14 protein-coding genes, 1 tRNA gene and 1 rRNA gene are annotated in these 20,789 nt (G+C 70.0%); 13 read left to right on the plus strand and 3 right to left on the minus strand.

Annotation, left to right across the window (positions count from 1 at the left end; genetic code table 11):
• From rrf to ACWD3E_RS29215, 3 genes are all read left to right on the plus strand, one after another.
• Positions 1-86 (plus strand): 5S ribosomal RNA (gene rrf, locus ACWD3E_RS29205); the annotation flags it as partial.
• Positions 87-200: 114 nt separating this feature from the next.
• Positions 201-863: a DegT/DnrJ/EryC1/StrS family aminotransferase gene (locus tag ACWD3E_RS29210; RefSeq protein WP_451390727.1), complete on the plus strand. Its 663-nt coding sequence runs from the start codon at positions 201-203 to the stop codon at positions 861-863.
• 84 nt (positions 864-947) lie between these two features.
• A tRNA-Thr gene (locus ACWD3E_RS29215) sits at positions 948-1,023 on the plus strand.
• A gap of 62 nt (positions 1,024-1,085) precedes the next feature.
• On the opposite strand, the gene ACWD3E_RS29220 is transcribed toward ACWD3E_RS29215, so the two are convergent.
• Entirely contained in the window at positions 1,086-3,842 is a 2,757-nt protein-coding gene (locus tag ACWD3E_RS29220) for a SpoIIE family protein phosphatase (RefSeq protein ID WP_451390566.1), read from the minus strand.
• A 407-nt stretch (positions 3,843-4,249) separates the two neighbouring features.
• On the opposite strand from ACWD3E_RS29220, the gene ACWD3E_RS29225 reads away from it, so the two are divergent.
• The 10 genes from ACWD3E_RS29225 to ACWD3E_RS29270 all read left to right on the plus strand — a co-directional run bounded on the left by ACWD3E_RS29225 (position 4,250) and on the right by ACWD3E_RS29270 (position 19,166).
• A complete protein-coding gene (locus tag ACWD3E_RS29225) occupies positions 4,250-9,706 on the plus strand; it encodes a HAMP domain-containing protein (RefSeq protein ID WP_451390567.1) in 5,457 nt (1,818 codons plus the stop codon).
• Between the two features lie 273 nt (positions 9,707-9,979).
• Positions 9,980-10,660: a response regulator gene (locus tag ACWD3E_RS29230; protein ID WP_451349295.1), complete on the plus strand. Its 681-nt coding sequence runs from the start codon at positions 9,980-9,982 to the stop codon at positions 10,658-10,660.
• A gap of 123 nt (positions 10,661-10,783) precedes the next feature.
• A complete protein-coding gene (locus ACWD3E_RS29235) occupies positions 10,784-13,573 on the plus strand; it encodes a DNA translocase FtsK (protein WP_451390568.1) in 2,790 nt (929 codons plus the stop codon).
• Positions 13,574-13,865: 292 nt separating this feature from the next.
• Positions 13,866-14,705, plus strand: a complete 840-nt coding sequence (locus ACWD3E_RS29240) for a helix-turn-helix domain-containing protein (RefSeq protein WP_451390569.1) — start codon at positions 13,866-13,868, stop codon at positions 14,703-14,705.
• A 130-nt stretch (positions 14,706-14,835) separates the two neighbouring features.
• Positions 14,836-16,314, plus strand: a complete 1,479-nt coding sequence (gene rimO / locus ACWD3E_RS29245; RefSeq protein WP_451390570.1) for a 30S ribosomal protein S12 methylthiotransferase RimO — start codon at positions 14,836-14,838, stop codon at positions 16,312-16,314.
• Entirely contained in the window at positions 16,311-17,084 is a 774-nt protein-coding gene (gene pgsA, locus ACWD3E_RS29250; RefSeq protein ID WP_451390571.1) for a CDP-diacylglycerol--glycerol-3-phosphate 3-phosphatidyltransferase, read from the plus strand. The genes rimO and pgsA overlap by 4 nt, the downstream gene beginning before the upstream one ends.
• Entirely contained in the window at positions 17,081-17,626 is a 546-nt protein-coding gene (locus tag ACWD3E_RS29255) for a CinA family protein (RefSeq protein ID WP_451390572.1), read from the plus strand. Before pgsA ends, ACWD3E_RS29255 begins: the two co-directional genes overlap by 4 nt.
• Before the next feature lie 109 nt (positions 17,627-17,735).
• Positions 17,736-18,110, plus strand: a complete 375-nt coding sequence (locus ACWD3E_RS29260) for a helix-turn-helix domain-containing protein (protein WP_451349289.1) — start codon at positions 17,736-17,738, stop codon at positions 18,108-18,110.
• A 203-nt stretch (positions 18,111-18,313) separates the two neighbouring features.
• Complete coding sequence (locus tag ACWD3E_RS29265; protein WP_451349288.1) at positions 18,314-18,784, plus strand: Dps family protein; 471 nt, start codon at positions 18,314-18,316, stop codon at positions 18,782-18,784.
• Positions 18,785-18,887: 103 nt separating this feature from the next.
• On the plus strand, positions 18,888-19,166 hold the full coding sequence (locus ACWD3E_RS29270) for a hypothetical protein (protein ID WP_451390573.1): 279 nt from the start codon (positions 18,888-18,890) through the stop codon (positions 19,164-19,166).
• On the opposite strand, the gene ACWD3E_RS29275 is transcribed toward ACWD3E_RS29270, so the two are convergent.
• Both ACWD3E_RS29275 and ACWD3E_RS29280 read right to left on the minus strand, forming a co-directional pair.
• Entirely contained in the window at positions 19,114-19,878 is a 765-nt protein-coding gene (locus ACWD3E_RS29275) for an SDR family NAD(P)-dependent oxidoreductase (protein WP_451390574.1), read from the minus strand. The genes ACWD3E_RS29270 and ACWD3E_RS29275 overlap by 53 nt on opposite strands.
• 47 nt (positions 19,879-19,925) lie before the next feature.
• The gene (locus tag ACWD3E_RS29280; protein ID WP_451390575.1) at positions 19,926-20,771 is read right to left on the minus strand and encodes an Fpg/Nei family DNA glycosylase; all 846 of its coding nucleotides are present in this window, start codon (positions 20,769-20,771) and stop codon (positions 19,926-19,928) included.
• Positions 20,772-20,789 lie beyond the last annotated feature (18 nt).

Raw genomic sequence — 20,789 nt, forward strand, 5'->3', positions numbered from 1 at the left:
GTTACATTCCGAACCCGGAAGCTAAGCCTCACAGCGCCGATGGTACTGCAGGGGGGACCCTGTGGGAGAGTAGGACGCCGCCGAACTCCTTTTAATAAGGTCGGACCCTGAACTTCGGTTCAGGGTCCGACCTTTTTACGTTTTGCTTAACGTGTCGTTCACGTTGCGCGCCGAGCATCCAGCACATGGGTACTGCTGCAATGCTCAGGGCTGCCGGCGTCGGAATCGGTGACGAGGTCGTCGTACCGGCCTTCGGGAACGTCGAGGTCGCCGAGGCCGTGACCCTGGCGGGCGCGTCCCCGGTGTTCGCCGACATAGATCCGGTCACCTACTGCCTGGACCCGTCCGCTGTCGAAGCGGCGATAACCTCCCACACGGCGGCCGTCGTTGTCGTACACCGCTTCGGACGGCGTGCCGACATCGGCCGGTTGCACGCGCTCGGGCAGCGCCACGAGCTGCTGGTGCTGGAACAGGGCGAGTCCGAGGCGCCGTACGACGAGGTCGCGCAGCGCAGGGAGCGGGCCGCGTACCTCGACAGCAAGCTCAAGGGCGTACGGACGCCTGACGGCGGTGACGGGCACACCTATCAGCAGTACGTCGTGCGTGTACCGGGCAACGGCCGGCCGGACCGGGACGCCTTCGCTCGGGCCCTGCGGGCCAAGGGCGTTGAGTGCCGGGTGCCAGTGAAGACGCCCGTGCACCGGCTGCCCGAGTTCCGGCGTTGCGTGGCGCTGCCGGAGACCGAGGTCGCCGCCGACGAGACGCTGGCGCTGCCCGTGGACGCCACGCTGACGAAGCGGGAGATGCAGCGGATCGTGTCCGCCTGCAACGCTCTTGGGGGACTGCTCCAGCCCGCCTTCTGATCGGTGCCCGAACGAGTTTGGGAGATCGGGCCTGTTCAGGGTATGGTTTTCTTGTCGCCGCGAGGGAAACCTCGAAAGCGACAGGCCCCTATAGCTCAGTCGGCAGAGCGTCTCCATGGTAAGGAGAAGGTCAACGGTTCGATTCCGTTTGGGGGCTCCAGCAGAAAGGCCCACCCGAAAGGGTGGGCCTTTTTCGTGCGCCCGGCGGGCGGGCGCCGGGCCTCAGTCCGTGTGGAGGCCCGGGACGCGCATCGCCAGAATCGCCATGTCGTCCGACGGGGCGTCCGACGCGAAGCGTTCCACCGCGCGCTTGATGCGGGCCGCGACCGCGCCGGCCGTCAGACCCGTGCACGTGGTGAGGACGTCGGCGAGGCCGTCGTCGCCCAACATGCGCGAACCCTCCCGGCGTTCGGTGACGCCGTCGGTGACGCACAGCAGAACGTCTCCCGGATCGAGCATGACCGTCTGCTCGTACAGCTCCAGGTCCTCGATGACGCCGAGCAGCGGCTGCGGTTCGGCCGCCGCCACCACCGTGCCGTCCTGGCGCAGGCGCAGCGGGAGCGGGTGGCCGGCGCAGACCACCTTCAGCTCGACGCTGCCGTCCTGCTGCGTCCGCAGCTCGCCGTAGAGCAGCGTCAGGAAGCGGCTGCGGTCGCCCTCGTCGAGGATGGCGGAGTTCAGCCGCTCCAGGACAGCCGGACCGCTCAGGCCCTCGCGGGCCAGCAGGCGCAGCGCGTGCCGGGCGAGGCCCGTGACCGCCGCCGCGTTCGGTCCCGTACCGCAGACGTCGCCGATGGCGAAGCCGTAGGCGCCGTTGCCGATGGGGAAGACGTCGTAGAAGTCGCCGCCGACCTCGTTGCCCTCGCCCGCCGCGCGGTAGATGACCTCGACCTCGACGCCGTCGATGTGCGGCAGGCCGGGCGGGAGCAGGCTGCGCTGGAGGGCCTGGCTGATGGCCGTGCGCTCCGAGTACAGGCGGGCGTTGTCCAGGGCCAGGGCGGCCCGGCGGGACAGGTCCTCGGCCAGTTCCAGGATTTCCTGGCGGAAGTGTTCGTCGGTGGGCTTGCCGAGGGTCAGCATGCCGATCACGCGGTTGCGGGCGACCAGCGGCAGCACGACCGTCTCGCCGCCGACCGCGGAGGCCGTGGCGAGGGTCGGGCCGATGCCCGCGGCGACCTGCTGCGTGGGGCCCCCGGCCAGGCCGAGACTGCGCATCGAGGTGCGCAGGGCGGCCTGGTGCGCCACCGCGCCGGGGGTCGTCCAGACGCGGGCGCCGGGGGTCGGTACGGGGTCGGGCGCGGGGATCTTGGAGAGCAACGACTTGATGCCGTCGATGAGTTCCTCGTCCTCGTGCAGGACGTACGACAGGTACGGCTCCGAAGCCTGGTCGGCGATCGTGTAGACCGCACACCAGGTGGCCAGGGTCGGGACCGTCATCTGCGCCATCAGGGCGAGCGTCTGGTCGCGGTCGAGGGTGCCGGCCAGCAGGTCGGAGGCCTCGACCAGGAAGCTGAGGGAGCCGCGGCGCAGCCGCTCCAGCTCGCCCAGGCGGGCCGACTCGACGGCCAGGGCGATGCGGTCGGCGGCGAACTGGAGGCGCAGCGCCTCCTCGTTGGAGTACCGGCCCGGTGCCTCGGCCGCGACGCCGAGGGAGCCGGTCAGGCGGCCCTCGACCTTCAGCGGGACGGTGACGACCGAGCGCATGCCGGTGCCGGACAGCAGCGACACGGCGCCCGGTACGGCGGTCAGATCGTCGTGGACGGCGGGCATGCGCGCGGAGCCGTAGCGGCCGGGGCCCGCCTCGACCGGGACGCGGGCGAAGCGCTGGCGGGCGGAGGGCAGGCCGGTGGAGGCGCGGACCTCCAGTTCCGTCTCGTCGTCGGTGGCCAGCAGCAGGAACGCGGAGTCGCCGTCGAGCATGTCGCGGGCGCGCTCCACCGTGCGTTGCAGGAGGCCGTCGAGGTCGTCCGGGGCGGGGGAGCCGATGAACACCTCGAAGGGGTCGGTGCTCTGGCCGTCCGGGGAGGGGACCTGGTCGGTGGCCGGGACGCGCAACGGCGTCTGCAGGACAGCGCGTTCGTGGTCCCGTACCAGCAGGCAGACGGTGGAGGGTTCGCCGCCGGTGTCGCGGACCCTCAGGTGGGAGGCGTACACCGGGGCGACCCGGCCGTCGGCGCCGCGGATCCCGTAACTGCCCTCCCAGCGCGACAGTTGGAGCGCCTCGGCGATGCCGGTGCCGGTGCCCGGGGTGTGCGGCCAGGCCGCGAAGTCGGTCAGGGGCTTGCCGATGACCTCGGACGTCGCGTAGCCGAAGAGTTCCTCCGCGTCCTCGTTCCAGGAGGTGAGAGAGCCCTTGCGGTCGACCTGGAGGACGGCGACGCGGACCCGTCCGTCGGCCAGCGGAAGCAGGTCGGCGGGGAGGCAGGGGCCGGCGGCGCGGGTGCCCACGGGGCGTTCGGGCAGCGCCAGATGAAACCAGACGTTCTTGTGCGTGGGCGTGTAGTCCACGCCCCAGCGGGCGGCGAGCGCCGCGCAGAGCTGGAGGCCGCGGCCACCCTCGCGGTCGGGGTTGCCCATCGTGGCGGCGGAGGTCTGGAGGGGGACCTCGCGCTCCGGGTAGCGGTCGGAGACCTCGATGCGCACGCCGTCCTCGGTGCGCAGGCACAGCACCTCCGCGTGCGTGCCCGCGTGGACGACCGCGTTGGTCACCAGCTCGCTGGTGAGGACGACGGCGTCGTCGACGATGTCGGCGAAGCCCCAGCCCTGGAGGGTGTCCCGGACGAAGGACCGGGCGGTCGCGACCGATCGCCCGACGGGCTCGAAGCTGGCAGCCGCGCGCGCGGTGATCACAGAACTCCTCGGCCGGTTGTCGGCGTGCAGGGCTGAATGGCCGTCCGGCTCGCGCCGCTGCTGCGGCATCCGCTCGCCCGTCGGCCGTGGCTCCGGGGGCTGTCCCCCAGGGATCAGTCCGGTGGTCATGGTCTGGGCCGCCCCTCCGATGCCCGCTCGTGCTCGTGCCAGCGCCCAGGCCGGTCGGACCGGTACGGCTGGACAGCCGCATGCAAGGTTACTTACCTTCACCGTCCGAGCGGATGCCGGTCGCGGTGTTTACCCCCCAGGGTGTGCGGACGATGTGCGAAGCTGCCGAACTGTTATGGCCTGGTTCGGCCGGGGTGAAACACTGGGCAAGCTTCTGATGAAGGTCGGGTCGGCTTGCGTGTGTTCCGTGTACGGCGGGCAGCAGCTCTTGGTGTGGCCGGATCTCGTCTGGCAGAAATACGCAGCAGTAACTGGTACGCGGAAGTAACCGGTATGCCGAGTGAGCGGCGTGCCGGGCCGAGTGGCCGAGCAGAGCAGTAATGGTCGACCCCTGCGGGAGGGACACAGTGGAGTCTGGCGCAGCGACGCGGGGCACGAAGACGCGTGCGAAGGGCGGACCGTCCCTGGGCAAGAACGGGGGCACCACCGCTGTGGACGCGGCTGCCCTGAACCGCCTGCTGGCGGCCCTGGTGGCGATGCGTGACGGCAACTTCCGCAAGCGGCTGACGGTGTCCGGCGACGGCGTGATGTCGGAGATCGCGGCGGTCTTCAACGAGGTCGCCGACCGCAACATGCATCTGACGGGTGAGCTGTCGCGGGTGCGGCGCATGGTGGGGCGTGAGGGAAAACTCACGGAACGGCTGGAGACGGGCGCCTGCGAGGGCTCCTGGGCGGCTGCCATCGACGCCTCCAACGCGCTGGTCGACGATCTCGTATGGCCGGTCTCCGAGGTCAGCCGGGTGCTGACGGCGGTGGCCGAGGGTGATCTGTCGCCGCGGATGGACCTGCGGACGCAGGCCCCGGACGGCACCGGGCATCCGCTGCGCGGCGAGTTCCTGAAGGTCGGCCGTACGGTCAACAATCTCGTCGACCAGCTCTCGACGTTCACGGACGAGGTCACGCGCGTGGCCAGCGAGGTCGGCACCGAGGGCAAGCTCGGCGGTCAGGCCCGGGTGCGCGGTATGTCGGGTTCGTGGAAGGACCTGACCGAGTCCGTCAACACGATGGCGAACCGGCTGACGGCGCAGGTGCGGGACATCGCCCTGGTGACGACGGCCGTGGCCCGCGGTGACCTGTCACGCAAGGTGACCGTGCATGTCGCCGGCGAGATGCTGGAGCTGAAGAACACCGTCAACACGATGGTGGAGCAGCTTTCCTCGTTCTCCTCCGAGGTGACCCGGGTGGCCCGTGAGGTGGGCACCGAGGGCATTCTGGGCGGCCAGGCGCAGGTGCCCGGGGTGGCCGGTGTGTGGAAGGAGCTGACCGACTCCGTCAACACGATGGCCGGCAATCTCACCGCTCAGGTGCGCGGGATCTCCCAGGTGACCACGGCCGTCGCCAACGGCGACCTGTCGCAGAAGGTGACGGTGCCGGCGCGCGGTGAGGTCGCGCAGCTCGCCGAGACGATCAACCAGATGACCGAGACGCTGCGGATCTTCGCGGACGAGGTCACGCGCGTGGCGAACGAGGTCGGCGCGGAGGGGCGGCTCGGCGGGCAGGCGAACGTGCCGGGCGCGGCGGGTACGTGGAAGGACCTGACGGATTCCGTCAACACGGTGTTCCGGAACCTGACCACTCAGGTGCGTGACATCGCGGCCGTGACGACCGCCGTGGCGAGCGGTGACCTCTCGCAGAAGGTCACCGTGGACGTGGCCGGCGAGATGCTGGAGCTGAAGAACACCGTCAACGGCATGGTGGACCAGCTGTCGGCGTTCGGTGCCGAGGTGACCCGGGTCGCGCGGGAGATCGGTGTCGAGGGTGAGCTGGGCGGCCAGGCGCAGGTGTCGGGCGCGGCCGGTACGTGGAAGGACTTGACGGACTCCGTCAACACTGCATTCCGCAACCTCACCGGGCAGGTGCGCAACATCGCCCAGGTGACGACGGCGGTGGCGAACGGCGACCTGTCCCAGAAGGTCACCGTGGACGTCTCCGGCGAGATGCTCCAGCTGAAGAACACCGTGAACACGATGGTGGACCAGCTGTCGAGCTTCGCCGACCAGGTCACCCGGATGGCCAGGGACGTGGGTACGGAGGGCCGCCTGGGCGGTCAGGCCCGGGTGGACGGAGTGTCGGGCACCTGGAAGGAGCTGACGGACTCCGTCAACTTCATGGCCGGCAACCTCACTTCCCAGGTGCGGCAGATCGCGCAGGTGACGACGGCGGTGGCGCGCGGCGACCTGTCGCAGAAGATCGACGTTGACGCGCGCGGCGAGATTCTTGAGCTGAAGAACACGATCAACACGATGGTTGATCAGCTGTCCGCCTTCGCGGACCAGGTGACCCGCGTCGCGCGCGATGTGGGCACCGAGGGGCGGCTCGGCGGGCAGGCGCAGGTGCCGGGCGTGGCCGGTGTGTGGCGGGACCTGACCGACTCCGTGAACGGCATGGCCGGCAACCTCACGGCCCAGGTGCGCAACATCGCCCAGGTCGCCACCGCCGTGGCGCGCGGTGACCTCTCCCAGAAGATCACCGTGGATGCGCGCGGGGAGATCCTGGAGCTGAAGAACACCCTGAACACGATGGTCGACCAGCTGTCGTCGTTCGCCCAGGAGGTCACGCGCGTGGCCCGTGAGGTGGGCACGGAGGGCATCCTCGGCGGTCAGGCCGAGGTGCAGGGTGTCTCCGGCACCTGGAAGGACCTCACGCAGTCCGTGAACTTCATGGCGAACAACCTGACGATCCAGGTGCGCAACATCGCCGAGGTCACGACCGCGGTCGCCAAGGGCGACCTGTCCAAGAAGATCACCGTTGACGCGAAGGGCGAGATCCTTGAGCTCGTCACGACGGTCAACACGATGGTCGACCAGCTGTCCAGTTTCGCCGAGCAGGTGACTCGTGTGGCCCGCGAGGTGGGCACCGAGGGCATCCTGGGCGGCCAGGCGCACGTGCCGGGCGTCACCGGCATCTGGAAGGACCTCAGCAACAACGTAAACCTGATGGCCAACAACCTGACCATGCAGGTGCGGAACATCTCCCAGGTCGCGGCGGCGGTCGCCAATGGCGACCTGACCCGGCAGGTGACGATCGAGGCCCGCGGCGAGGTCGCCCAGCTCGCCGACACCATCAACACGATGGTCAAGACACTGAGTTCGTTCGCGGACCAGGTCACCAAGGTGGCCCGTGAGGTGGGCACGGACGGCATCCTGGGCGGCCAGGCGCACGTACCGGGTGTGGCCGGCACCTGGAAGGACCTCACCGAGTCCGTGAACCAGATGGCGTCCAACCTGACCGGTCAGGTGCGCAACATCGCCATGGTCACCACGGCCATCGCCAAGGGTGACTTGACGAAGAAGATCGACATTGACGCACGCGGCGAGATCCTTGAGCTGAAGACGACGATCAACACGATGGTTGATCAGCTGTCCAGCTTCGCCGAGGAGGTCACGCGTGTGGCCCGCGAGGTGGGTACGGAGGGACAGCTCGGCGGCCAGGCACGCGTGCGCGACGTCGACGGCACCTGGCGCGACCTCACCGAGTCGGTGAACGAGATGGCCGGGAACCTGACCCGGCAGGTGCGTGCCATTGCGCGCGTGGCGACCGCGGTGACCCGTGGCGACCTGAACCTGAAGATCGACGTCGACGCGTCCGGCGAGATCCAGGAACTCCAGGACTACATCAACAAGATGATCGCCAACCTGCGCGACACCACGATCGCCAACAAGGAGCAGGACTGGCTCAAGGGCAACCTCGCCCGTATCTCCGCGCTGATGCAGGGCCGCCGTGACCTGGACGACGTCGCCTCTCTGATCATGAGCGAGCTGACGCCTGTGGTCTCCGCTCAGCACGGCGCGTTCTTCCTGGCCCTGCCGCTCGTCGACGGCAAGGACGTGGCCGACGGCAAGGAGGCCTACGAGCTGCGGATGCTGGGCTCGTACGGCTACTCGATGGGCTCCATGCCGACGTCGTTCCGGCCCGGTGAGGCGCTGATCGGCACGGCTGCCCAGGAGAAGCGCACGATCCTGGTGGACAAGGCGCCCAGCGGCTACCTGAAGATCTCGTCCGGGCTGGGCGAGGCCCCGCCCGCGCAGGTGATCGTGCTGCCTGTCCTCTTCGAGGGCAAGGTGCTCGGCGTGATCGAGCTGGCCTCCTTCACGCCGTTCACGCAGATCCAGAAGGACTTCCTCAACCAGATCGCCGAGATGATCGCGACCAGCGTCAACACCATCTCGGTCAACACCAAGACCGAGCAGCTGCTGAAGCAGTCGCAGGGGCTGACCGAGCAACTGCAGGAGCGATCCGCCGAGTTGGAGAACCGGCAGAAGGCCCTTCAGGCCTCCAACGCCGAACTGGAGGAGAAGGCCGAGCTGCTGGCCCGGCAGAACCGGGACATCGAGGTGAAGAACACCGAGATCGAGGAGGCCCGGCAGGTCCTGGAGGAGCGCGCCGAGCAGCTCGCGGTGTCGATGCGCTACAAGAGCGAGTTCCTCGCCAACATGTCGCACGAGCTGCGCACGCCGCTCAACTCGCTGCTGATTTTGGCCAAACTGCTCGCCGACAACGCCGAGGGCAACCTCTCACCGAAGCAGGTGGAGTTCGCCGAGACCATCCACGGCGCCGGTTCCGACCTGCTCCAGCTGATCAACGACATCCTGGACCTGTCGAAGGTCGAGGCGGGCAAGATGGACGTCTCCCCGACGCGCATCGCCCTCGTCCAGCTCGTGGACTACGTGGAGGCCACCTTCCGGCCGCTGACCGCGGAGAAGGGCCTGGACCTGTCCGTACGGGTCTCCCCGGAGCTGCCCGCCACCCTGCACACCGACGAGCAGCGGCTGCTGCAGGTGCTGCGCAACCTGCTGTCCAACGCGGTGAAGTTCACCGACTCCGGGTCGGTGGAGCTGGTGATCCGGCCGGCCGGCGTGGGCGTGCCGCAGTCCATCCGGGAGCAGCTGCTGGAGGCCGGTTCGCTCACCGACCCGGACGCGCCGCTGATCGCGTTCTCGGTGACCGACACGGGCATCGGCATCGCGGCCAGCAAGATGCGGGTGATCTTCGAGGCGTTCAAGCAGGCGGACGGCACGACCAGCCGCAAGTACGGCGGCACCGGCCTCGGACTGTCGATCTCCCGGGAGATCGCGCAGCTGCTCGGCGGTGAGATCCACGCGCAGAGCGAGCCGGGCCGCGGCTCGACGTTCACGCTGTATCTGCCGCTGCACCTGAGCGAACTGCCGCCGCAGGGCTACCAGCAGTCGGTGGCCCCGCTGGAGGCCGGCGAACTGCTCGCCTCCGAGACACAGCTGTCCTCGGAGCTGTCCGTCGTGGAGATCGAGATGCCGGCGGAGGTGAAGTCGTACCGGGAGACGCAGAACGGTCCCGCGGCGCTCTTCCGGCGCCGTCGCCGGGGCCTGCCGCAGGTCGAGCCCCGGCCCGAGCCGTGGTCGGCGCTGTCCGAGCAGGAGTGCGCGCAGCAGCCGGCCCGCGCGGTGCGGTTCGGCGGCGAGAAGGTGCTGATCGTCGACGACGACATCCGCAACGTCTTCGCGCTCACCAGCGTCCTGGAACAGCACGGGCTCTCGGTGCTGTACGCCGAGAACGGCCGTGAGGGCATCGAGGTGCTGGAGCAGCACGACGACGTGGCCGTCGTGCTGATGGACATCATGATGCCCGAGATGGACGGGTACGCGACGACCACGGCGATCCGCAGGATGCCGCAGTTCGCGGGGCTGCCGATCATCGCGCTCACTGCGAAGGCGATGAAGGGCGACCGGGAGAAGGCGATCGAGTCGGGCGCCTCCGACTACGTGACCAAGCCGGTCGACCCGGATCATCTGCTGACGGTGATGCGGCAGTGGATGGGGGCGGAGTGAGGGAACTTTCCGACCGTGCGTGAACGTTGCGGGAACGTCGGGTGTGTGTGCGGAGCCGTCGGCCCGCACTCCCCGGAGACGTGATGGAATCTGGTATTCCGGGAACCTTCGGGACTCTCTCCGCGTTTCCGCTGTGTGCACAGTGACATCGCGGTGACAGGGTGTGGCGACAGGCGGGGTGCGGCTACGATGACCGGCACAAGGACGGGCGGCGACAGGGAGTCGTCCCCTGGGGCGGCGCCCGGTGTAGCGCCGGGGCGAGGAGGGCGGGCCATGGTGCAGAAGGCCAAGATCCTCCTGGTCGATGACCGGCCGGAGAATCTGCTGGCGCTGGAGGCCATCCTCTCTGCGCTCGATCAGACACTGGTGCGGGCATCGTCCGGGGAGGAAGCGCTCAAAGCACTGCTCACGGACGATTTCGCGGTCATTCTGCTGGATGTCCAGATGCCGGGCATGGACGGGTTCGAGACCGCCGCTCACATCAAGCGGCGTGAGCGGACCCGGGACATCCCGATCATCTTCCTCACCGCGATCAACCATGGGCCGCACCACACCTTCCGGGGCTATGCGGCGGGCGCGGTCGACTACATCTCCAAGCCGTTCGACCCGTGGGTGCTGCGCGCGAAGGTCTCGGTCTTCGTCGAGCTGTACATGAAGAACTGTCAGCTGCGGGAGCAGGCGGCGCTGCTGCGGTTGCAGTTGGAGGGCGGTGGCAAGGGCGCGGTCGCCGGCAAGGAGTCGGCCGGGCTGCTCGCCGAGCTGTCCGCGCGGCTCGCGGCCGTCGAGGAGCAGGCCGAGGCGCTGTCCAAGCAGCTGGACGACGAGTCCGCGGACGCGGCGGCGGTCGCCACGGCGGCCCATCTGGAACGCAAGCTCACCGGGCTGCGCCGTGCGCTCGACGCCCTGGAGCCGGGTACGGGCGGCGGCAGAGCGTCGGTGCCGACCCAGAACTGACGTACGCGACGGGACAGTTGCCCATGAGCGTGCGTCAGTTCCGTGCCACGGCAAGGGCGACACGAACGGGTGAAGCCCTGGGCACACGTGTCCGCTGTCGTCTCCCCCGGTAACCTCACACCCATGGCCTCACGTCCCTCCGCAGCCAAGAAGCAGCCCGCGAAGAAGGCGGCCTCTCCCGCGAAGGGTCCGGCGAAGAAAGCCGTCGCGAAGAAGGCCCCGGCCAAGAAGGCGCCCGCGAAGAAAGCGCCCGCCAAGAAGGCCGCGCCGCCGAAGCCGGCCCCCAGTCCCACCGGGGGCATCTACCGGCTCGTGCGTGCCCTCTGGCTCGGCGTCGCGCACGCCGTCGGCGCCGTCTTCCGCGGCATAGGGCGCGGCGCGAAGAACCTCGACCCGGCACATCGCAAGGACGGCGTCGCGCTGCTGCTGTTCGGTGTCGCGCTGATCGTCGCCGCCGGCACCTGGGCCGACCTGAGGGGCCCGGTCGGCGATCTGGTGGAGATCCTGGTGACCGGTGCCTTCGGCCGGCTCGACCTACTGGTGCCGATACTGCTCGCGGTGATCGCCGTACGGTTCATCCGGCACCCGGAGAAGCCGGAGGCCAACGGCCGGATCGTGATCGGCCTGTCCGCGCTTGTCATCGGCGTGCTCGGCCAGGTCCACATCGCCTGCGGCTCGCCCGCCCGCAGCGACGGCATGCAGGGCATAAGGGACGCCGGCGGCCTCATCGGCTGGGCAGCGGCGACCCCGCTGACGTACACCATGACCGAGGTGCTGGCCGTACCCCTGCTGGTGCTGCTGACGATCTTCGGGCTGCTCGTGGTCACCGCCACCCCGGTCAACGCCATCCCGCAGCGGCTGCGCGCGCTCGGCGTGCGCCTGGGTGTCCTGCACGACCACGAGGCCGAGGAGTACGAAGAGTACGAGGAGTACGCCGAGGACGACGAGCGCTACGAGGAGCAGTGGCGCGAGGCATTGCCCGCGCGCCCCCGCAGGCGCCGGAGCGCCCCCCAGGCGTACGACACCGCAGACGTCGAGGAGGAGGCCCTCGCGCGGCGCCGTGGCCGCCCCAGGCGCTCCGCGGTGCCGCAGCCCGACCCGAAGCGGCAGATGGACGCCGTGGACGTCGCCGCCGCCGCGGCAGCCGCGCTGGACGGCGCCGTGCTGCACGGCATGCCGCCGTCCCCGCTCGTCGCGGACCTCACCCAGGGCGTCAGCGTGGGCGAGCGCGAGGACACCACACCGGTGCCCACGCCGACCCCGGTCCCGGCCGCCCGCCCCGAGCAGGAGAAGCTCAGGCAGGACAAGCTCAAGGCCGAGAGTCTCCCCGACCTCACCAAGTCCGTGCCGGACCTGACCAAGTCCGTTCCCGACCTCACCAAGAAGGCTCCCGACGAGCCGCGCGACCTGCCTCCTCGCGCGGAACAGCTCCAGCTGGCCGGGGACATCACCTACGGGCTGCCCTCCCTGGACCTGCTCACGCGCGGCGGCCCCGGCAAGGCGCGCAGCGCGGCCAACGACGCGGTCGTCGCCTCGCTCACCCAGGTCTTCTCCGAGTTCAAGGTCGACGCGGCCGTCACCGGCTTCACGCGCGGTCCGACGGTCACGCGCTACGAGGTCGAACTCGGCCCCGCCGTGAAGGTCGAGCGGATCACCGCGCTGACCAAGAACATCGCCTACGCGGTCGCCAGCCCCGACGTGCGGATCATCAGCCCCATCCCCGGCAAGTCCGCGGTGGGCATCGAGATCCCGAACACCGACCGGGAGATGGTCAACCTCGGGGACGTGCTGCGCCTCGCGGAGTCCGCCGAGGACGACGACCCGATGCTGGTCGCCTTCGGCAAGGACGTCGAGGGCGGGTACGTGATGCACTCGCTGGCGAAAATGCCGCACATGCTGGTCGCCGGCGCCACCGGCTCCGGCAAGTCGTCCTGCATCAACTGCCTGATCACCTCGGTCATGATGCGGGCGACTCCGGAGGACGTCCGGATGATCCTGGTCGACCCCAAGCGCGTCGAACTGACCGCCTACGAAGGCATCCCGCACCTGATCACGCCGATCATCACCAACCCCAAGCGGGCCGCCGAGGCGCTGCAGTGGGTCGTCCGCGAGATGGACCTCAGGTACGACGACCTGGCTGCCTACGGCTACCGGCACATCGACGACTTCAACCGCGCGGTCCGCGAGGGCAAGGTCAAGCCGCCCGAGGGCAGCGAGCGGGAGCTGCAGCCGTACCCGTACCTGCTGGTGATCGTCGACGAGCTGGCCGACCTGATGATGGTCGCCCCGCGGGACGTCGAGGACGCGATCGTGCGCATCACGCAGCTCGCGCGCGCGGCCGGCATCCACCTGGTGCTCGCCACCCAGCGCCCCTCCGTCGACGTCGTCACCGGTCTGATCAAGGCCAACGTGCCCTCGCGGCTGGCCTTCGCCACCTCCTCGCTCGCCGACTCCCGGGTCATCCTCGACCAGCCCGGCGCCGAGAAGCTGATCGGCAAGGGCGACGGCCTGTTCCTGCCGATGGGCGCGAACAAGCCGACCCGTATGCAGGGCGCGTTCGTCACCGAGGCCGAGGTCGCGGCCGTCGTACAGCACTGCAAGGACCAGATGGCGCCGGTCTTCCGCGACGACGTCACCGTGGGAACAAAGCAGAAGAAGGAGATCGACGAGGACATCGGCGACGACCTCGACCTGCTGTGCCAGGCGGCCGAGCTGGTCGTCTCCACCCAGTTCGGGTCGACGTCGATGCTGCAGCGCAAACTGCGCGTCGGTTTCGCCAAGGCCGGGCGGCTGATGGACCTCATGGAGTCCCGGAACATCGTCGGGCCCAGCGAGGGTTCCAAGGCGCGTGACGTTCTCGTGAAGCCCGACGAGCTGGACGGCGTGCTCGCCGTGATTCGCGGGGAGTCCTAGGGGTAGGCGCAACACGCTGCGGGCCGTCCGGCGGACGCGGGTTACGCCGGGCGGCGGCATCGTCGTGATCCACCCGTTAGAGATCGGCGGGCAACCGTTTCCCTTTGCCGTACGTCAAGTTGAGCGAGAGGGGAAGTGTGGTTCCTTTGCGGGGATCCGTGCCCGATCCGCCACCGGGATGACCGGCCGTTCCGATGGCGTACAAAGTTCAGCGCCCGGTTGCCCCGTCCTTTCACACCCCCCCTAGACTGAGCTTCCAGCACAGGTGGCTACACGCTCGAAAGGCGCCCCCGTGTCCATCGGCAACTCCCCTGAAGACGAGCGTCCGTTCCCAGACGAGTCCCAGGAGGCCCTTCCCTCCGTGGGCCGCGCCCTGCAGGAGGCGCGTGTCGCGGCCGGGCTCACGGTAGAGGACGTCAGCAGTGCCACTCGTGTCCGTATCGGGATCGTGCACGCCATCGAGGCGGACGACTTCGCGCCCTGCGGCGGCGACGTGTACGCCCGCGGACACATCCGCACGCTGGCCAGGGCCGTGCACCTGGATCCCGCACCGCTGATCGCGCGGTTCGACGCCGAGCACGGCGGGCGTCCCGCCCCCACCCCGGCCGCGCCCCTGTTCGAGGCCGAACGGATCCGTCCCGAGCGGCGGGGGCCCAACTGGACCGCGGCCATGGTGGCCGCGATCGTCGTCGTGATCGGCTTCGTGGGGTTCACCGCGGTCAAGGGCGGCGACGGAGGCGACTCGAAGTCGCAGGTCGCCGAGGGCAGCACGCCGACGAAGACCAAGTCCGCCTCGCCCACGCCCAAGAAGGACAAGCCGGCCTCGCCGACCGCCGAGCCGTCCGACAGCGCCATCGCCGCCGCCCCGCAGGACAAGGTGACCGTTCAGGTCAGCGCGGCGAACGGACGCAGCTGGATCTCCGCCAAGGACCACAACGGCCGAATGCTCTTCGACGGGCTGCTGAAGCAGGGCGAGTCCAAGACGTTCCAGGACAGCTCGAAGATCAATCTCATCCTGGGTGACGCCGGCGCCATCCAGCTCTACGTCAACGGCAAGAAGATCGAGGACGACTTCCAGCCGGGCGCGGTGGAGCGCCTCACCTACACGAAGGGCGACCCCGAGGTCGGATAGCCCCGAGGCCGCACAGCACCCGCGGGTGGTTGGACAAAAGGGAGCGTCCGCGAGCCGAACCGACGGGGTTGGCCAAGATCGCCAACCCCGTCGACATCGGGTGTCAGACAGACAAAGTAGTCTTGAGCCCATGCCTGAACGCCGTACCGTCGCACTTGTCACTCTCGGCTGCGCCCGTAACGAGGTGGACTCGGAGGAGCTCGCAGGCCGTTTGGAGGCGGACGGCTGGCAGCTCGTCGAGGACGCCGGGGACGCCGATGTCGCCGTGGTCAACACCTGTGGCTTCGTGGAGGCCGCCAAGAAGGACTCCGTCGACGCCCTGCTGGAGGCCAACGACCTCAAGGGACACGGGAGAACCCAGGCCGTCGTGGCGGTGGGCTGCATGGCCGAGCGGTACGGCAAGGAGCTCGCCGAGGCGCTGCCCGAGGCCGATGGCGTGCTCGGTTTCGACGACTACGCGAACATCTCCGACCGCCTGCAGACCATCCTCTCCGGCGGCATCCACGCCGCGCACACCCCGCGCGACCGCCGCAAGCTGCTGCCGATCAGCCCGGCCGAGCGGCAGGAATCGGCCGCCGCCGTCGCGCTGCCCGGCCACGGCCCCACCGACCTCCCCGAGGGCCTGGCACCCGCCTCCGGCCCCCGCGCGCCCCTGCGCCGCCGCCTGGACGGCGCCCCGGTCGCCTCGGTGAAGCTCGCCTCCGGCTGCGACCGCCGCTGCTCGTTCTGCGCCATCCCCTCCTTCCGCGGCTCCTTCATCTCACGCCGCCCGAGCGACGTCCTGAACGAGACGCGGTGGCTGGCCGAACAGGGCGTGAAGGAGATCATGCTGGTCTCCGAGAACAACACCTCCTACGGCAAGGACCTGGGCGACATCCGGCTGCTGGAGTCCCTGCTGCCCGAGCTGGCCGAGGTCGACGGCATCGAGCGCGTGCGCGTCAGCTACCTCCAGCCGGCCGAGATGCGCCCCGGCCTCATCGACGTACTGACCTCCATCCCGAAGGTCGCGCCGTACTTCGACCTGTCCTTCCAGCACTCCGCGCCCGACGTGCTGCGCGCCATGCGCCGCTTCGGCGACACGGACCGCTTCCTGGAACTGCTCGACACGATCCGGAACAAGGCCCCCGAGGCCGGCGTGCGCTCGAACTTCATCGTCGGCTTCCCCGGCGAGAGCGAGTCCGACCTCGCCGAACTGGAGCGCTTCCTGACCGGCGCCCGCCTGGACGCCATCGGCGTCTTCGGGTACTCGGACGAGGAGGGCACCGAGGCGGCGACGTACGACAACAAGCTCGACGAGGAAGTCGTCGCCGAGCGCCTCGCCCACATCTCCCGGCTCGCCGAGGAACTGGTCTCGCAGCGCGCCGAGGAGCGCGTCGGGGAGACCGTGCGGGTCCTCGTGGAGTCCGTGGACGAGGAGGACGAGGACGGCGTGTACGGCCGCGCCGCGCACCAGGCCCCGGAGACCGACGGCCAGGTACTGCTCACGAGCGGCGAAGGCCTGAGCGTCGGACGTATGGTCGAGGCGAAGGTGGTCGGTACGGAAGGTGTCGACCTGGTGGCCGAGCCGCTCACCGGCTCGTTCGCGTGTAGTGAGGAGGCGGGCAGATGACCGGAGTCCCGGCATCCGCCGCGGGCGGCTCCTCCGGCGGGCAGCGCGCCCGGGGTTCCGCCGCGGCTGCCGACGGCGCTCCCCAGGTCTCCGGTTCCGCTTCCGGTCCAGCCGGTCCGGCTCCCGACCAGGCCGGCGGTCGGCCGCCACGCGGCGCGAAGCTGGCCGCGGCGGCCGTCAACCAGGCCAGCGTGTGGAACGTCGCCAACCTGCTGACCATGCTCCGGCTGGTCCTCGTGCCGGGCTTCGTGGCACTGATGCTGGCGAACGGCGGCTACGACCCGGCCTGGCGTGCCCTGGCCTGGGCGGCCTTCGCCATCGCCATGATCACGGACCTGTTCGACGGGCACCTGGCGCGCACCTACAACCTGGTCACCGACTTCGGGAAGATCGCCGACCCCATCGCCGACAAGGCGATCATGGGGGCGGCGCTCATCTGTCTGTCCTACCTGGGCGATCTGCCGTGGTGGGTGACGGGTGTGATCCTCGGCCGGGAACTCGGGATCACCCTGCTGCGTTTCCTGGTCATCCGCTACGGCGTGATCCCGGCCAGCCGGGGCGGCAAGCTCAAGACGCTCACCCAGGGCATCGCCGTCGGGATGTACGTCCTGCCACTGACGGGGTGGCTGGCCACGCTGAGGTTCTGGGTGATGGCCGCGGCCGTCGTCCTGACCGTCGTGACCGGCCTCGACTACGTAAGACAGGCCATTGTCCTGCGCCGGCGGGGAATCGCCGAGCGCGCGGCAGCGTTGGGGGATGAGGAAGCGTGAGTTCTACGGCCACCGAACTTGTGCGACTACTGACCGTGAGGGGCGAGACCCTCGCCGTCGCGGAGTCGCTCACCGGTGGCCTGGTCGCGGCCGAGATCACGGCGGTCCCCGGAGCGTCGAAGGTCCTCCAGGGTTCGGTCACCGCCTACGCCACCAGGCTCAAGCACGAGCTGCTGGGTGTCGACGCCACCCTGCTGGCCGAGCGTGGAGCGGTGGATCCGCAGGTCGCGGCCCAGATGGCGGCCGGCGTGCGCAAGGCGCTGGGGGCCGACTGGGGCATCGCGACGACCGGTGTGGCCGGTCCCGATCCGCAGGACGGCCAGCCCGTCGGGACGGTGTTCGTGGCCGTCGACGGCCCCCTCACCGACGGCACTGGTTCTGCCGGTGGCGGAAAAGTCGAGGCCCTGCGGTTGAACGGCCGCCGCGCGGAAATCCGTATGGAGAGTGTACGGAGCGTACTCGCACTGCTTCTGAAGGAGCTTGCGGGCGAACAGACCGGAAATGAGCGGGCACAGGATACGGAACAGAACGGGGGGTTTTGATGTTTGCAGCCCTGAGTGAACACGACATCGCTCCCCGCACGGCCGCGGCGCGAGGCGGTACGGTGGGGCGAGAAGGATGCGGCTACGCGGTCCGAGGAGGGAGCCACCGATGATTCTGCTCCGTCGCCTGCTGGGTGACGTGCTGCGTCGGCAGCGCCAACGCCAGGGCCGTACTCTGCGCGAAGTCTCCTCGTCCGCCCGAGTCTCACTCGGCTATCTCTCCGAGGTGGAGCGGGGGCAGAAGGAGGCTTCCTCCGAACTGCTCGCCGCCATCTGCGACGCGCTGGACGTACGGATGTCGGAACTCATGCGAGAAGTGAGCGACGAGCTGGCGCTCGCCGAGCTGGCGCAGTCCGCTGCGGCCACCGAGCGCGTGCCCACGCCGGTCCGCCCGATGCTGGGCTCTGTGTCGGTGAAGGGCGTGCCACCGGAACGAGTGACCATCAAGGCGCCCGCCGAAGCGGTGGACGTCGTCGCCGCGTGAGGTTCGCCTGCGCGGCCTGACCACCCGATACGTGTGAAGCCCTGGCCGGGCTTCTCCAGGAAGACCTGGGGAGCCCGGCCAGGGCTTTTGCGTCGCTGCCGACGCCTGCGCCGTTCAAGCTTTTTGCGTCCATTTGCCGGTATTCCGTGGGGCGGTCATGGTGAAGGGGTTGACGTGACGGCACCGAAGCACGGAGGAAGCGGATGTACGTCGTGAAGAGCCGGCTGGCCGATGCGGACCTGAAGACCGTGTCCGAGGCGCTGCAGGGCGCACTCGTGGACCTGGTGGACCTGGGGCTGGTCGCCAAACAGATCCACTGGAACGTCGTCGGGCCCCGCTTCCGCTCCATCCACCTCCAGCTCGACGAGGTCGTCGACTCCGCGCGCGCCCACTCCGACACGGTGGCCGAGCGGGCGTCGGCGCTGGGTGTCCCACCGGACGGGCGCGCGGCCACCGTGGCCTCGGGCAGCGGCATCGGGAACACCCCGGCCGGCTGGATCAAGGACACGGATGCGGTCGGGACGATGGTGGACGCGCTCGGCGCGGTGATCGTCCGGATGCGGGAGCGGGTTGCGGCGACCGGCGAGGCGGACCCCGTCTCCCAGGACATCTTCATCGGTGTCACGGCGGACCTGGAGAAGCATCACTGGATGTTCCAGGCGGAACATGCGTAGCGGTTCGGCCCGGGGCCGGTTGCCCGGTGTTGCATCGGTGAGCCCTTGGTGCGCCTTCCGCGTGGATGGGGCAGCGTTCTAGCGTCCGGCTGGAGGTGGCGGCATGGTGGGGCGGATGACGCGCTGGGGCGCCGCGCTGACGCTGGGCGCGGTGTGGTGGTGGGCCGTGCTGAGGATCGCTCTGGGGGAGGGCGCCGGAGTCGTCGAGGGGGCCGTTGCGGCCGGCGGGTGGGGGCTGAGCCTGCTGCCCGTGCACTGCGCGTCCAAGGAGCGGGCGGCGGGGGCCGTGCCGACGGGGCGGTGGACGGCCGCCTGGCGGGCGGGGGACGTCACCAGGGCATCGCCACACCCCCGTTCGGGCGAAGTATCTGGCCCGTCGTGAACGCCGACGCGTCCGACGCCAGATAAAGCACCGCGTGCGCCACGTCGTCGGGCTCGCCGACCCGGCCCAGCGGCGACATCCGGGCCATCACGGCTTCGGTGTGCGCCTGCGCCTCGCGGTCGTGGCGGTCGGTCATGGGGGTGCGGACCCAGCCCGGCGCGATCGCGTTGACCCGGATGCCATGCCGGCCGACCTCGGTGGCCAGCGTCTTCGTCAGCTGCACCACGGCGGCCTTCGCCGCGCCGTAGCAGAGCAGCCCGGCACCGCCGGTGTCGACCGCGCCGGAGGCCATCGTGACGATGCTGCCCCGGGTGCCGTGGGCGAGCATCAGCCGGGCCGCCTCCTGGCACGCGTACAGCACACCCTTGAAGTTGACGTTCAGCACCCGGTCGAGATCCTCGTCCCGCGTCTCCAGGACGGGGCTGCTGTGCATGATCCCGGCGATGGCCGCCAGCACGTCCAGGCGCCCGCAGGACCGTACGGCCTCGGCGAGCCGCGCCCGGTCGGTGACGTCGAGGACGTGGAGGTGTGCCGTGCCGCCGCGGTTCTTGATCAGCTCGGCCGTGCCGTGCAGGCCGTCCGCGTCCCGGTCGGCGCAGTGCACCGTCGCGCCCGCCTCGGCGAGCAGGACGGCGGAGGTCCGGCCGATGCCGCCGGCGGCTCCGGTGACGAACGCGGTGCGCCCGGTGAGGTCGTACGCCGTGAGGGCCATGCAGGGACCGTACGAGGGTTTCTGACGGCCCGTCAATTAGTGGACCGTCAACTGGTGCGGCGGGGATGGCGCTCCCGCCATCTCTGCGGTGCTCCCGGCGCGGGAGTGGGGCCCGCCTGGCACGCCGGGCACCAGTAGGTGGGGCGGTCCTGCGAGCCGTCTCCCTGGTCGGCGACCCGGACGGGGGTACGGCAACGCAGGCACGGGCGGGGCGCGCGGCCGTAGACGAACAGGTCCTTGCCGCGCAGGCCCGTCGTCTGCCGGACCGGGCGGTCGCGATTGGTCTCCAGCAGCTTCTGGGCGAGGGCGGGCAGTTTCGCGGCGCGGTCCGCGGGCAGCGCGCCGACGGGCAGCCAGGGCGTCACGCCGAGCAGGAAGCACAGCTCGCTCTTGTAGACATTGCCGATGCCGGCCAGATTGCGCTGGTCGAGCAGGGCCTCGCCGAGCGGGCGGGCGGGGTCCGCGAGGAGGTTGGCCAGGGCCCGCTCGGGGTCCCAGTCCGGGCCGAGCAGGTCGGGGCCGAGGTGGCCGACGACGCGCTCCTCCTCCGTCGTGCGCAGCAGTTCCAGGACCGGGAGGCGGTAACCGACGGCCGTGCGGTCGGCGGTGCCGAGCACCACGCGGATCTGGTGCGCGGGTCCGCCGCGCCAGCGCTCGCCCATCCCGTACACCTTCCACGCCCCCTCCATCCGAAGGTGCGTGTGCAGGGTGAGGCCGCCCTCGAAGCGGGTGAGCAGGTGCTTGCCGCGCGGGATGGTGTTCAGGACGGTACGGCCGGTGAGGTCGACCGTCGCGTACTTGGGCACCCGGAAGTCGCTGCGGGTCAGCGCCTTGCCCGCGAGGGCCTCGTGCAGCCGCCGCGCGGCCTGCCAGACCGTGTCACCTTCGGGCATGCGTCAAGGGTGCCACGG

Source organism: Streptomyces sp. NPDC002676 (assembly GCF_053592455.1).

Coding starts and splice junctions, on each gene's coding strand:
- ACWD3E_RS29210 (WP_451390727.1), top strand. CDS start 201: ATGCTCAGGGCTGCCGGCGTCGGAATCGGTGACGAGGTCGTCGTACCG.
- ACWD3E_RS29220 (WP_451390566.1), bottom strand. CDS start 3,842: ATGACCACCGGACTGATCCCTGGGGGACAGCCCCCGGAGCCACGGCCG.
- ACWD3E_RS29230 (WP_451349295.1), top strand. CDS start 9,980: ATGGTGCAGAAGGCCAAGATCCTCCTGGTCGATGACCGGCCGGAGAAT.
- ACWD3E_RS29235 (WP_451390568.1), top strand. CDS start 10,784: ATGGCCTCACGTCCCTCCGCAGCCAAGAAGCAGCCCGCGAAGAAGGCG.
- rimO (WP_451390570.1), top strand. CDS start 14,836: ATGCCTGAACGCCGTACCGTCGCACTTGTCACTCTCGGCTGCGCCCGT.
- pgsA (WP_451390571.1), top strand. CDS start 16,311: ATGACCGGAGTCCCGGCATCCGCCGCGGGCGGCTCCTCCGGCGGGCAG.
- ACWD3E_RS29260 (WP_451349289.1), top strand. CDS start 17,736: ATGATTCTGCTCCGTCGCCTGCTGGGTGACGTGCTGCGTCGGCAGCGC.
- ACWD3E_RS29265 (WP_451349288.1), top strand. CDS start 18,314: ATGTACGTCGTGAAGAGCCGGCTGGCCGATGCGGACCTGAAGACCGTG.
- ACWD3E_RS29270 (WP_451390573.1), top strand. CDS start 18,888: ATGGTGGGGCGGATGACGCGCTGGGGCGCCGCGCTGACGCTGGGCGCG.
- ACWD3E_RS29275 (WP_451390574.1), bottom strand. CDS start 19,878: ATGGCCCTCACGGCGTACGACCTCACCGGGCGCACCGCGTTCGTCACC.
- ACWD3E_RS29280 (WP_451390575.1), bottom strand. CDS start 20,771: ATGCCCGAAGGTGACACGGTCTGGCAGGCCGCGCGGCGGCTGCACGAG.